Consider the following 14,142-nt stretch of genomic DNA (forward strand, 5'->3'; position numbering starts at 1 on the left):
ATACGTGGCAGACCGAATGCTTACGGTCTTATCGCTGTGCCGGTACACCCCGTATCCAATTTCCCCATCGTAAAAATCCACAAAAAACTGAATCCCCGAAGAGTGCGACTCCTGCTCCTTGTTATAAACAGCCAGCCATAACTGATTACTGCCCTGTTGTCTTGGCCCCTGAAAATCAAAATAAATTGAGGCCACCTTACCCTCCAGTTTAAGGTCAGCAATTATTTTTGAAATAAACTTCTCAATAAAATCGCGCAACTTGCTGTGGCCAAAAAAGGTAAGCAATCACGTAATATTCCAGGCATTGGGCCAAGTCCTTTTTGGGGACCCTGTTCAAAGCAGCAATCAGCGTTTCAGGGTTGTCGTAATATCCCTTAATCTCTTTAGAAGTATTACACACCAATTCAACACCCTGGCTTATTTCCTGATTAGTCATTTCTCATAAATTTTAAAGTGACGGACAGCGTCTAAATGCCCGAATTTAACCTTTAGTGTTGACCTTATTCCACATTTTCCAAATACGATTTCGCCTTTTTGATCATTGCTTTAGCAAGCTCTCCTTTCACTACAATAGAAGACTCTTCTCTAAAATATTTGCTTCGCACGTCCCTCAGGGCTGAAAGCCAATTGAATGAGCCATCTATTATTATATCATTGTCAATTATTATCGTCTTACTGTGGATACCATCTACAATTTTTAAATTGGCACCGCTTTCTTTTATTAACTCCCGTCCTTTTTGAGCAGAAGGCTTCAACTGATTGTTGTGCGTGTCAAGTGTTGAGTCTGTAATAACTGTAACTTTCACACCTCTGCTTACCGAAGCATGCAATTGTTGCAGTACTGAATTTATTGCAATAGAGGTGATTGCCTCCTTATCAGTAGAATCAAAGTTTCTTATTGTATCGCATTCGAGCGCATTCGATGAAATGAATGGAGATACAATAATTAATTCTGATTTTGCAATTTCAAATGCCCGATTAAGAGTCCCCACATGCGTTTTTAAATCATTAATTCGTATTACTTTATCATCCGTTTCAATGCCATCAAAAACAATTTTGTTAGATAATTCGCAATCTTCCTCTTCTTGTAACCATTGCTTTAAGCGGCCAAGAGGGCTGCTCTTTGTCGCATCTATTGTATTCAAATTTCCAAATACAAGAAAACTTGACTTGGCTCTTGAAACGGCCACATTAAGCATGTTTAAATTGTCGGCAAAGAAGGTGCTGTTTCCTGGTGATATTACAGTGGAGAATATTACAATATCAATTTCAGCCCCTTGCAGGGCATGGACCGTACCCGAGATTAGTTTCCGGTAGACTTTTCTATTAGTCTTAAGTAACTCATTCTTAATTAGAGAAGCCTGAGATTTGTAGGGTGAAACAATGGCCAGGATATCTGTAATCGGTTTGTTTCCAAAGGCAGTTTCAAGTTCCAGCCGTTTGCTTTCCACCCATTGAGCAATGGTTGTTGAGTCTTTGGGATTACATCTGCTGTTTCCAATCTTTTCACTTTCACTATCGATATGCATGAAGCCTTTTAATGGAAGGTCTGTTTTGGCATTTCTCTTATTCCCTTTCGTTAAAATTAGCTTGTTTTGATATACATTATTGTTGCAAAAGGAGATGATGTTATCGGGGCATCTGCGGTGCTCCTTCAGAAGAGTGCCTTCATCGTTTCCATCCTTTACAAAGCATGCTTTTTGGGCAATTTTCATCAGGTTGCCTGATGAACAAAGTAAGCCCGAATCCTGGTAAGCATTAATTAATTCCTCCGAAGTCACTTCAGGTAAAATACGGTTCATTTTAAGATTGACGAAATCAAGGCTCTCCTCGACCGACCACACCGGTTCAATTTGAAATACATCACCTACTACTATAGCCTTTTTTGCCAAGGTAAAGGAGGGGATGGACACATCAGGGGCAACCTGACCCGCTTCATCAACAATTAGCAAGTCAAACAAATTGTAGTACGCTTGTTCGCCTTCAATTTTGTCGTAATATGTACTGAATCGCGGAATGGAGTGAAAGGTAGATATGAAAATGGGGGTGAGACCAGCAAACCGCTGTAATTTTTCTCTGTAACCAACTCTACCCCTTTCTTTAGCCTTGCCGTTCTTTATTAGTTTTGCTTCAATATTCACTAAGAACTCTGCCTCACGAAAATGTATGGCAAACCAAAAGGCCTCGTAACGCAATGATATATCCAGTCTCATTTGCATATCTTCCAAAGGTTTTAAGTCCTTATATTCCTTGCCTGTTATGGCGTGGAGCTTAGTTAATGCCGCACCGTATTCCTTATCCCAATCACCAATGCATAAAACATATCTCGACTTCAACGCCTCCACTTCTTCCTTCAAAGCCACGGCTCTATTTAGCTCTTCATTTAGCCGTTTAATGCAGTTTGTTTCTGATATAATTCTTTCGTTAAGCAACTGAAGCAAAGAATGGTATTTGCTGTAGTCGGGGATGGTTTCAAAATCAAAATCTAACAATGCTCTCTGAAATAGAGCCGCCCTGCGTGATTTAAATTTTGGTAGAAAAGAAAATGCCTTTAGGAAAAATGGTTGTTGGTCCTTGCACTGTTTTAAGATCTCTTCTGCCTTTGCTGTTTTTTTAACTTCTGCCTTGCGATTGGTGATGTCTGCTTGAATGGAGGAAATGCCAGCTAACAGGCCCTCAAAGTTTGAGTATCCTTCATTTTCTATTAGCCGATCAATATTTTCAAAACTTTCAGCAATTGCGAGGTACTCTTCTATCTTAGCAACCTTTGATTGTACAATCCCCAGCAATTCCCCTTTGCATTCTTCTACATCATTTTTTGGTCCGATATAGGCTCCGAACTCTTTTAAAAAGAAATCCTTTTTTTTCTCTAAACCTGAATGCTCATAGTAGTTAAGAAAGCCGTCTCCGAATTCAGAAGTGCAAGTCTGGTACTTTGGGTTTTCATTGGTTGACAGATACAAACCTAAGGAGGTCACTCCAGGTAACCAACGCTTGGTTAACCTATCCTCTGAATATAAGACAAAACTGTCGAGGATGTTTGTTATGGCCTGATTATTGGCGGAACATGCAACGATTAATTCAGGTTGTTGCTGATTTACTACAGTAGAAACAACACTATTGGCAACAACTGATTGTAAAAACGTTGTTTTTCCCGTTCCTGGAGGGCCGTTTACCGCCAGCACATTTGAATCTTCAAGCATATTAAAGCAAGCAATGCTTTCTCTTTGTGAAACGGACAAGGGGAATACCCCACTCATTTGTCCGATGTGCTTCCGGTTTTTATTGACTTGACTTTTATCAGGAATAGGCGTATGGTTAATTCTTCCTGTGTCGATAAGAGAGTAGAGCAAGCTGTTTTGCGGTAGCTTACTCTCAAGTCTGGTGTAGAGCCTTCGGATATTCTCCGTTAATCCACGTAGTTCACCTTTCTGTATGAATATCTGCTTCTCATGCCCAGTGTTGAATTCATCAAAATTTTTGCCCGTGACAATTGAAAAGAACAGCTCGCATTTTTTCCAAAAGGCGCTCCAGGGTTCATCTATAAATTCAATTTTTTGTAAGGCTGTATCTGCATCCACTATTGATGCGATGCTGTAGGTGCCTGGGGCATTAGGAGAAAGATACTCCCTCACAAAGAATGGTTTTGACACACCAGTTCCAAACCTTTGCGGTGCCAGGGTTCCATCGCTGTACATTATAGCCGGAATCCAAAACGGATAGAGCACTTCTTCCTGCAGAGTCCTTGATTTTCCATGCTCAAACTCCGACTGGATCGAACATGGACAGATGTCAACATTAATAAACCTTGTTTCTTCCTTGGTTTGCGAAACATTCCATAAAAACTTTGCATGCTTTTTAGGTGCTTGCTTTAAAAAGTATGTTTCTACAGGTATTGGGTAAGTGGAAACATCAATCCTTTTTCTATCAACATCAACCAACGTTGTTTTCCAATAATTCAACCAGGATTTTATTCCGGAAATATTATGCATGACACAAATTCTTGTATTAAATAGTTTTCCGTACAATTAACTAGTTTAGCCTAAGTTTACTATACACCCCAAATATTGGACACCAAGTTAAGTTGAAAAAACATAACTTTAAAACCGAGATGGTAACCAGTAGAAAAAAGTACTCAGCGGCCTTTAAGGCCCAAGTTGCAATCGTTGCGCTTCAGGAGCGTGAGTCATCTACCCTTACGGGGCTGAGACATTATTTGGGAAGCTGATCAAAACATTTAATATCTTCCAGAGACGCGTCCCAGCTTGCTTTATCAGCGGTAAAGATATGCGCATCAGGGCGTTTTGTTAGTTCTGTATCTACGCATCCTGCCGGAACGACCAAAAGCTCACCTTCCATTTGTAAATTGGGCAGAGCTGAACCACAATTTGAACAAAAGGCTTTTACATGATTGCTTTTAGGAAGTTGAAAAACCTTTATCTCACAATTCCGTGTTATCCATTCCAGTTTTGCTGTTGTGGAAAACAGATTTGCCGCATGGGCTGACCCTGTGTCCTTCCTGCAGCGGCTGCAATGACACAAGAAAAACGCTTCGAAGTCCCCCGTTATTTTAAACTCAATTCCCTTACATAAACATGAACCCAAGTGTTCCATTTGATAAGTGTTATGGATTTAACCAAATATACCGAAATTAGTCTGTTGGTCATCCAAAGAGGATAGAATAGATTATTAGTCTATAGGGCTACAAGGTGGTTTCGTTTTTCACCGGTAGGTGGTAGCAGTTGGCATCCTTGTTGAAACCAACAATGATGCACCATTGGCGCATCCACTCTTTGGCAATTTGAAAAATCACCCCCTAAATCGTATCCAGTCCCAACTCCCGCAAAAAGGCATTGTGCTTTTCCGTACTGCTTTTAATCCGTTCGTTAATTGCAGCCAGTTGACCGTTCACCAGCTTCAAATCAACCGGCACCTCCTCCTCCGCCGTACTCACATAGCGCGAAATATTCAAATTGAAGCCATTCTTCTCAATCTCCTCCATCGATACCCTGCGCGAATAACGCTCACGGTCCTTCCGGAAACGATAAGTATCCACAATCTCCCTAATGTTCTCCTCATTCAGGTAATTCTGCCGCTTCCCCTTCTCAAAATGCTCACTCGCATTAATAAACAAAACATCCTCCTTGTGCTTACACTTCTTAAGCACCAAAATACAAACCGGAATACCCGTAGAATAAAACAAACCAGCCGGCAAACCAATCACCGCATCCACATTATTATCCTTCAAAAGCTTAGTGCGAATGCGCTCCTCAGCACCACCCCGAAACAAAACACCATGCGGAAGAATAATCGCCATAGTACCATCCTCCCTCAGAAAGTGGAAACCATGCAACAAAAAAGCAAAGTCAGCCGCCGACTTCGGCGCCAGACCATAATTCTTAAACCTGAAATCCTCCCCCAAAGCATCGTTCGGATCCCAACGCAGACTAAAAGGAGGATTCGCCACAATCGCATCAAACTCCCTCTTCTTCGTCGGATTCATCTCATTAAGCAACTCCCAATGATTAAGCAGCGAGTCGCCATGGTAAATATCAAACTCACTGTCCTTCATCCCATGCAGCAGCATATTCATACGCGCCAGGTTGTAAGTCGTAATATTGCTCTCCTGACCATATACCCTGCCAATACTGCCCCCATGCTCCGTAATCCGCTTACGCACATTCAGCAACAAGGACCCCGAGCCACAAGCAAAATCCAGCACATGATCCAGCTTCGGCTTCTTACCCGTAGCCGGATCCTGACTATCCAGCGTAACAATCTCCGAGAGAATCGTCGAAATCTGCTGCGGCGTATAAAACTCCCCCGCCTTCTTGCCCGAACCCGCAGCAAACTGCCCAATCAAATACTCATAAGCATCGCCCAGCGTATCCGTATCCGTCGAAAAATCCGCAATACCCTCCGCAATCTTCTGAATAATCGTACACAACTTCTTATTCCTGTCGGTAGGCGTACGCCCCAGCTTTTCCGAGTTCAGATTAATTTCAGAAAACAAACCCTGAAACGAATTGGCAAAAGACTCATTCTCAATGTAGCGAAAGCCCTGCTCCAGCGTAACCAGCAAATCCGCACTCTGCGTACGCGCCAGCTCACTGATGTTGCTCCACAAATGCTCCGGCTTAATCACATAATGCACCTTGCGGCGCATTTGCTGCTCAAACATCGCCACATCCTCCACATTCTGCCGGTACCAAACACCCAGCGGCGTACGCTTATCGTCCTCCGGAAGCTGCGGGTAATCGCCCCCCAACTCCCGTTCGGCAGCCACCTCGTAGTTGCCCGACAAATACCTCAAAAACAAAAACGAAAGCATATAATCACGGAAATCATCCGCATTCATCGCCCCACGCAACTGATCTGCTATATTCCAAAGGGTTTTACCCAACTTAAGCTGTTCTTTCTGTGTCATAATTAATACTCCATTTTAGGAAACAAACCCTGCATCAAACCCTTCTTATGCTCCTTCAAAGCCTCAATCTTCTCCGTCTCTGCCTTAATCAAGTCATCCACTGCTGACAGGCAGGAGGCTATTTTTTTTTGTTCAGGAATACTCGGGATTAATAGACTTAACTCTTTGATTTGTGAAACCGAAACGACATTTTTAATGGCGCCACCTGCCGATTGTGATAATAACTTGCTTTGATTGTTCTCAGTTTCCATTAAAAATTTGACAAATATGTTGCTATTGTGGTCTTTGACTGTCAACTTTAGAAGTGCCTGATTAATTATCCCCATTTTAAAATCTTGTTGAATAATAGCGAACCTGCCCATTGTCCCAGAGCAGCTCATAATTAAGTCGCCAGGCTTAACGGAAAACCTCTTTAATTTGGAGAAGTTTTCGATATCTATATAATACCTAAAAGAATTAAATTCGTTATGAATAGCATGTGATTGCTCATATACTGCATAGCCCTCCTTCACGAATGTTTCTTTTTTCAATGCCCCCCCAAAAGGGCCTCTCACTAGATTACATATGTTGCCTAGCGTAATCTCTTCCCACTCCCCATCGTTTTCAAATTCCGGGAAGCGAAATTTCGGTACCCGCTCACCCTCTTGCGGAAAAAGGTTTTGCATCAGACCTTTCTTGTGGCCTTTAAGCAACTCCAGCTTTTCGTTGTGGGCGGCAAGCAAATCGTCTAAGGAAGAAAGACAGTCAGCAATTTTTTGTTGTTCGGGCAAACTTGGTAGCATTACTCCTATTTTGTTAATTAAGGTTTTAGACAAACTTGGTATGCCACCTGCTTCATTATGGTTTATCCAATTTATTTTTTGGAAAATGTAAAATATTAGTTTTGGCCAGCTGCCTTTAAATGAATGAGTATAAAACAATGTGTCAACAGTCCAGAATTTGCCGGATAAGAACATGGGCTTATCAATCGTTCCTTTCCGCCCTATGCATACACTCTCACCATCATATAGGTAATTATCTACGGAAAGCATGTAACCTCCTGAGCCATAAACTGGAATATTGCCAGGTTCCAAATGTTTATAATCTCTGCCACTTCCTATTTCAAACACCTCCCCCAACTTCTTCTCTTCCCACTCCCCGTCCTCTTTAAACTCAGGGAAGCGTAGGGCAGGGATTAATTTCTTCTTGTTACTCATATGCTGCTAATCCAGAAATTTCCTGGCCTTGGGCCAGTTTGTGTAATAGGGGCACCAGTTGTTTCATTAATTCGGATTCGGCTTTGCTGCGCTGTTTCCAGCCCAGGTTCAATGGCGCCAGCAGTTCGGTGAGCCGTTCGCCATCAAAAACCATGCGCTTCATGATTCGTTCAATAAAGGTTCGCAAGGCTTCGGTGCTCAGTCCGGCCGCTTGCGCAATGTCTGCCACTTCTTTATTGAATTTTTCGATCTTAAAACGATCGTACCCTTGTTTAATCTGCGCTTCGGTATATCCGGCTGTCCAATCTAATTGCATGAGATAGGCGGTAAGGTCTTCCTCCTCGTCCATCATGTTGGAGCTCGATTTCAGCAGGTTGATGATTTGTTCGCGGGTCAGTTTGTTTTTGCCTGGGGTACCGGCACTCTTCATACTGTCGGCAACCAGTTTCATAATGTAGTCGTAATCGATCAGGGCCGAGGCAAACAAGATGAACTCAAAATCGAGCTGGTCCACATTATTGGAGCCATTATTATTGCCGTTATTCCCTTTTTTGCGCAAATCTCTGGCAATTTCGAGGTACGAACTCCTGAATTCTTGCAGCTTTTCTTTGGGCAATATGGCTTCAATTTTTTCTTGTTGCTTGACTTCCAAATCGGTGTACTGGTCCAGCTCGGTTTTTATGCGTTGTACTTCTTTGAAGTTCTTTATGAAGGCAATGCGGGCCGCATCGCCTTTTAAGTTGTACACTTCTTCGGGCTCGGTGCTTAAATCCTGCTCTTGCATAAACAGGCCCAGGTCTTCTACGGCCTGCTCGTATTTTTTAATGACAACCGGGGCGGGGTCCACCATCCAAATTTCCTTGGCCTTATCGCGCTTCTCACCCGAAAACAGTATTATGGCGTGGTTTACTGCGTCTTGCTGCGACCTGAAATCGAGCACGTTGCCGTAGGGCTTGGTGTCGTTGAGCACACGGTTGGTGCGCGAAAAGGCTTGTATTAAGCCGTGGTATCTCAGGTTTTTATCTACATACAGGGTCTTCAAAAACTTGGAGTCGAAGCCGGTGAGCAGCATATCTACTACTATGGTCAGGTCTATTTTTTTGCTGTGGGGCAAATCGCGGTTGCTGAACTTATGGTCCTTTATGCGCTTTTGTACGTCCTGATAATACAAATCGAAGTCGTTGATGTTGTGGTTGCTGCCGTACTGCTTGTTGTAATCGGCAATAATCTGCATCAGGGCCGCTTTCTTTTCCTCTGGCTGCTCCTTGTTGTCTTCTTTCTCCTGCTCCAAATCTTCTTGCAGTTGCCTTACGTCGGCAGCATTTTTCTGGCTTTGCTGGTCGCCGTTTGCGGCGATCAGCTGTGCAGGTGGCGAAAACACGCAGGCAATATTCAGGGGCACAAAATCAGGATCTTTTTCCTGCAGCTCTCCTTGCAATTTTTTAAACAATTGGTAGTACCCAATGGCATCGTTGATGCTGGCCGTGGCCAGTATGGCATTGAACTTGCGGTTGCTGGTGGCTTTATCGTGTTTCTTCAGTATGGTCTCTACAACTGCTCTTTGGGGTACGGGGTCGCCCGGCTTTAACTCTTTCTTGCCTTCTACCTTACCTTTGAAGTAGTCAACATAAAAGCGCAGCACGTTTTTATCTTCAATGGCGTGGGTGATGGTGTAGGCGTGCAGCTGCTTTTGAAATATGTCTTGGGTGGTTTTATTGGTTTCGCGCTTGTCCTCCCGCATTTTGTAGGTGGCGTTTTCGTCGAAGATGGGGGTGCCGGTGAAGCCAAAGAGCTGGGCGTTGGGAAAAAACTCCTTGATGGCTTTGTGGTTTTCGCCAAACTGGGAGCGGTGGCATTCGTCGAAAATAAAGACGATGCGCTTTTTGCTTAAAGGTTCCAAGCGCTCCTTGTACATGCTGCGCGAAGTCCCGTCAAGGGCCAGCCCTAATTTTTGAATGGTGGTAACAATTACCTTATCGGCATAGTCGGTCGAAAGCATGCGCCGCACCAGTGTTTCGGTGTTGGTGTTTTCTTCCACACTGCCTTCCTGAAACTTGTTGAACTCTTCGCGGGTTTGCCGGTCCAGGTCTTTGCGGTCGACTACAAACAGGCATTTTTCGATGTCGGGATTGTCTTTAAGCAGCGTAGCTGCCTTAAAGGAGGTGAGGGTTTTTCCGCTGCCGGTGGTGTGCCATATAAATCCGTTGCCTCTGTTCTGATGGATGCAATCTACAATGGCTTTAACGGCGTAAATCTGGTAGGGGCGCATCACAAGCAACTTCTGCTCGCTCTCTACCAAAACCATGTATTTGCTGATCATTTCGCCCAGGGTGCATTTCCGGAGGAAGCGCTGGGTAAAGGGCTCCAGATGCGTGATCTTTTTATTGCTTTCGTCGGCCAGCCGGTACACGGGCAAAAACTGCTCGTCGGCGTTGAACTGAAAATGCCTGTTCTGGTTGTTCGAAAAATAGTAGGTGTTGCTGCGGTTGCTTACAATGAACAGCTGCATGAAGCACATGAGGGTGTTGGCGTAACCGTTGCCGGGTTCGTTCTTGTAATCTACAATCTGCTGCATGGCTTTACGCGGCGTTACATCCAGCTTTTTCAGCTCAATCTGCACCACCGGCAATCCGTTTATGAGCAGAATTACATCGTAACGTTGCAGGCTGTTTTCGGTATTGATGCGCAACTGACTGATGACCTCGTAATCGTTTTTGCACCAGTCCTTGATGTTGACCAGGGTATAATGCATAGGTTCACCGTCCTCACGCTGGAAGTATTGCCGCTCGCGCAGCAGCTTGGAGGCTTTAAATACGTCGGGTTCAATGATGGACTCCCGCAAGCGTAAAAACTCACTGTCGGTGAGTTTTACTTTGTTCAGCGCTTCAAACTTGGTCCTGAAATTTGCTTCCAGGCTTTTTCTGTCGGTAATGTCCGGCCTGTGGATGTATTTTAAATCTTTCAGCCGCTCAATGAGCCAGTTCTCAATTTCGTACTCCTTTGTCATTGACTTTCCCTTTCAATAAACCGCTTAAATTCATCTCCGGGCCTCATTGCGCAGACCAGAAATTTTATTTGCTCTACAAATATGTATGTTAATTGGGGAAATTCCCAATTGGGGGAGGGTGGTAGGGGGGATTTGAGGGCTTTTATTATGGGGTTATTGGTTTGCTTAACTTAAGGTGAGGTGTGACCGACGTTGGCGGTATGAAACGTTGCGCATTTCGAAGCACAAACTTATCAGCTCGCTAAACCGTTGATTAATTGTTATTTCGTTCAAATATAGCACTGTCCGCGCAATGTTTTATGACCGCGTGTTAGCACACGTAATTATCTAAAATTCAAAGCCAAACAATGTTCCTGAGATATCTTTATCATGAAGTTTTAAAATAATCTCATTTTCCTTAAATTCTTGAATTTCGCCTGAAACATCTAATGGCAAATCTGATTTTATTGCAGAGAGAATATATTGAATATTATGTTTTTTTGTTAAATCATTTATTAATTCCAATAATCGAATTTTTATCCCATTATCTTGTTGCGACAAAACATCATCATGATATACAAACCTATAGTAAGACTCTTTATTATAAGCACATAAAATGGAAAGGTCGAATGCTACGCATAGCAACTTCATATAAGTATTACCTTCATCTTTTGCAGTATCTTTACTCTCATCAATTTTTGATTTTACTTTTGGTGGAATAAAATCAACATTGTTATTTGTATTAAGATTCCATGAAAGAACAGCGTTTTCATCCATTATGTGTTTGTAAAACTTTGAAAACAATGTTCTTATTTCATTATATTTTTGATTTTTATCTGTTGATTGATGAATCTTCTTAAGCTCACTAATAGTTGATTTTATACCAGTTTGCAGTGATTCTATTTCATTCTCCTTTTGAATGATTAAATCAATTGCATTGATTTTCTCTTGAAACTTCAATAATTGACCTTCAACTTTAACTAAATCTTTTTGACATTTTTTAAATTTTGTGAAGGTATCACTATCAGTTAAATGAGTTAGTAGTGATTCTCTTTCATGATGAAGTATTTCTAATTTAGAATTTACGTCATTCAGTTCTTTTTCTTTATCCTTAATAGTTGACTTCAAAAGTTTGTTTCTTTCTGTTGTCAACTTTTTATTGAAAGCCAGCAAATTTTCATAGTCTGAAGACAATTGTTCCGAAAAATAAATAGATGTTTCCTCAAAAACCTTCTTAACCTTATCAATATCAAACGAAAAGTTATTTTTTATTGAAGACTTTAGCTTATCAAGTTCATAGTTTAATTTGTATGAATCTGCGTTCAGATTTGAAATTTTATTTTCTATCTCATCAATCCCTTCCTTAATGAGAGATTTATCTTGCTGGTAGAAATTAAATCTATCAATTTGTTCTTCAACTTCCTTATAGTCACTTTCTAAAATCGCTCTTTCTGCAATTATTTCATCTCTGTCTTCAACTTTAACTGAATAATCACTTTTATAGGAATTAATCAGATTTTTTATGTCTTCGATTTTCGAATCATTATCATATTTTAATCGAAGTAATTCTCCTTTAAAACCAAGCAAGTCAAACATAAATGGTTTCCAATCAACATCCTTACCTCCAACAAATTTATTAAGCTTATATACATCTTTAAAATCATCTTGTGTACGAAGTGAATAGCTTATAGATTTTCTGTAGTTGTAATCCTTATTGTGAAAGAAATCAAATGATAAATATTCAGAAAGTATATTGCGAGCCTTTTTTAAAGTAATATTTTCGTGATTCCAAGTCAATGGAGGAAGATAATCTGTTGTAGTTTGATTCTGTATTGTAAAAGAAATTTTCGTATTGGTTTCAATGTCCCTCTTGATTGTTAAAAATTCATTAGAATTTAAGTAAAGCTCTAAATAAAACACATGATTTATAAAAACGGATGTATTATTTTCTTTAATTTTAAGGAAGAAATGATGTTTATTAATCTCCTTCAAAAGCATAAAATCTATTAAATCCGCTAGTTTAGTTTTTCCTAAATCGTGCGAATTCTTCTTTTCTTTTAAATCAGACTTTACATCTGCATATATTACATTTAACTCATTAAGGTTGAATGTAATATTCTTAAAGTCTTTATTATTGCAATATAGTTTACTTAGTTGCATTGTATTTAAAAGAATCAGTTATTTCTAAATATTCAAGTTTGCCCAAAAGGTAAAGAAAATTCAAAGCATATGGGAAATTTTCTTTTGCCTCAGTGCCCATATTATCTATGACTTTCTTTAATAAGTCATCGTAATTAATATCATAAAACGCATTTAATTGTTTTAGAATAAATGCTCCAATATTTATTACTGATATATCAGGGTTTATATGTCTATCTGGTTTTATCATTTTCAGCCTTTTTCCCAATCAAACACTCATAATACATATAATGAAGGAAAACCATCACATGTCTTTTACTCCCTTTTAATGGAGTTGAACCATCACAAATTAACTTATAAATAAACAAAAATATTTCCTCAAACAAATCAAAATCATCTCTCTTTAAAGAAACTAGCTGGTTTAATTCATAAGCTGTATCAAAGTAATAATCTTTTAACGCTTCATTTAATGGATTGTACAGAAATTTTTCAATTTTATCAAAATCCATTAAGGATTCACCCACGATAAATTCATTAAAATATTCTTCGCTAAGCCTATTTTTCTTGTTTTTTTCTTTTTTATCAATTAAAGTAAAATCTTGTTTAAGCTTATCAACTTCTTCTTTAATTTCTTCTTTAATTTCAGGAAGTTGGCTTTTAAAAGCTAGGATAATATCCTTAATTTCTTCATCAGAGAAGTCAAACTGTATATGGTTTATGTCTAACTTAAATTGCTTAACAATACTCTTGTTTGAATTCAAATATTGGTTATTAATTGTTTCTTTCCCTATTATGGCACAATTCTCAATTCCAGTTTCCTTGATGATTTTATTTAATAATCGCTCTCCTTTTACCCCTGAATATTTACGATTTGTAAACAAAAGATAATTATCAATTTCGCCGTTCTCTTTTAACTTCTTGATTTTGACAATTTCATCATTGATTATGTTTTCGAATTCATAATCAGAACAAGATGCTAAATAATTCTCTGTATGTTTTGCTTGAATTATAAATTTTCCAGTCCAACTTTCTTTGGTCGAAGGATAATTTTGAGCAGTCCCAGTAAATTTCCCATCTCGCCCTCCGTCTTTTCCAGGTGAAAATTCAATAACTCCAGTTCCTAAAATACTCTGACAGATAGTATTCACTAACCTTTCAAAATCTGCGTCATTGATATTTTCTAATCTATAATCCATATTACAAAACTAATATTTTACAGCTAAATATTTTAAAATAATTACTAACGAACCAATCGTGCTGTTTTTATGTGTGCTAACGTTTGGCTGTATGCGGTCGGCTGGGCTTTCAACCCGCTGTGATTTTATCAGGCTAAACGCGGGTAACAAGGCCAAGTGAGTGGCTCAATATGTTGTGGTTTGCCCGGCTGCCGTATT

Annotated in this window: 10 protein-coding genes; all 10 read right to left on the reverse strand. The window is 40.2% G+C overall.

All coding sequences use genetic code 11. The features are described from left to right. Positions 1-195, reverse strand: a 195-nt coding sequence (locus B4W65_RS12775) for a hypothetical protein (protein WP_146697788.1), incomplete at its 3' end; no start/stop codon positions are given. Positions 196-241: 46 nt separating this feature from the next. Beyond that, entirely contained in the window at positions 242-436 is a 195-nt protein-coding gene (locus B4W65_RS17225) for a hypothetical protein (RefSeq protein ID WP_146697789.1), read from the reverse strand. 64 nt (positions 437-500) lie between these two features. Continuing rightward, on the reverse strand, positions 501-3,992 hold the full coding sequence (locus B4W65_RS12780) for an AAA domain-containing protein (RefSeq protein WP_088655557.1): 3,492 nt from the start codon (positions 3,990-3,992) through the stop codon (positions 501-503). Positions 3,993-4,212: 220 nt separating this feature from the next. Next, a complete protein-coding gene (locus B4W65_RS12785; protein ID WP_088655558.1) occupies positions 4,213-4,614 on the reverse strand; it encodes a GFA family protein in 402 nt (133 codons plus the stop codon). A 202-nt stretch (positions 4,615-4,816) separates the two neighbouring features. Beyond that, positions 4,817-6,427 (reverse strand): type I restriction-modification system subunit M, encoded by a 1,611-nt coding sequence (locus B4W65_RS12790; protein WP_088655559.1) that lies wholly within the window; start codon positions 6,425-6,427, stop codon positions 4,817-4,819. 2 nt (positions 6,428-6,429) lie between these two features. After that, positions 6,430-7,623, reverse strand: a complete 1,194-nt coding sequence (locus B4W65_RS12795) for a restriction endonuclease subunit S (protein ID WP_088655560.1) — start codon at positions 7,621-7,623, stop codon at positions 6,430-6,432. After that, the gene (locus tag B4W65_RS12800) at positions 7,616-10,630 is read right to left on the reverse strand and encodes a type I restriction endonuclease subunit R (RefSeq protein WP_088655561.1); all 3,015 of its coding nucleotides are present in this window, start codon (positions 10,628-10,630) and stop codon (positions 7,616-7,618) included. The genes B4W65_RS12795 and B4W65_RS12800 overlap by 8 nt, the downstream gene beginning before the upstream one ends. 327 nt (positions 10,631-10,957) lie before the next feature. Then, positions 10,958-12,769 (reverse strand): DUF2326 domain-containing protein, encoded by a 1,812-nt coding sequence (locus B4W65_RS12805; RefSeq protein ID WP_088655562.1) that lies wholly within the window; start codon positions 12,767-12,769, stop codon positions 10,958-10,960. After that, positions 12,756-12,998: an ABC-three component system middle component 8 gene (locus tag B4W65_RS12810; protein WP_088655563.1), complete on the reverse strand. Its 243-nt coding sequence runs from the start codon at positions 12,996-12,998 to the stop codon at positions 12,756-12,758. Before B4W65_RS12810 ends, B4W65_RS12805 begins: the two co-directional genes overlap by 14 nt. Further along, positions 12,982-13,944, reverse strand: a complete 963-nt coding sequence (locus tag B4W65_RS12815; protein ID WP_088655564.1) for an ABC-three component system protein — start codon at positions 13,942-13,944, stop codon at positions 12,982-12,984. Before B4W65_RS12815 ends, B4W65_RS12810 begins: the two co-directional genes overlap by 17 nt. Positions 13,945-14,142: the final 198 nt, after the last annotated feature.

This window comes from Geofilum rhodophaeum, assembly GCF_002210225.1.
In the GTDB taxonomy this organism is placed as follows: domain Bacteria; phylum Bacteroidota; class Bacteroidia; order Bacteroidales; family Marinilabiliaceae; genus Geofilum; species Geofilum rhodophaeum.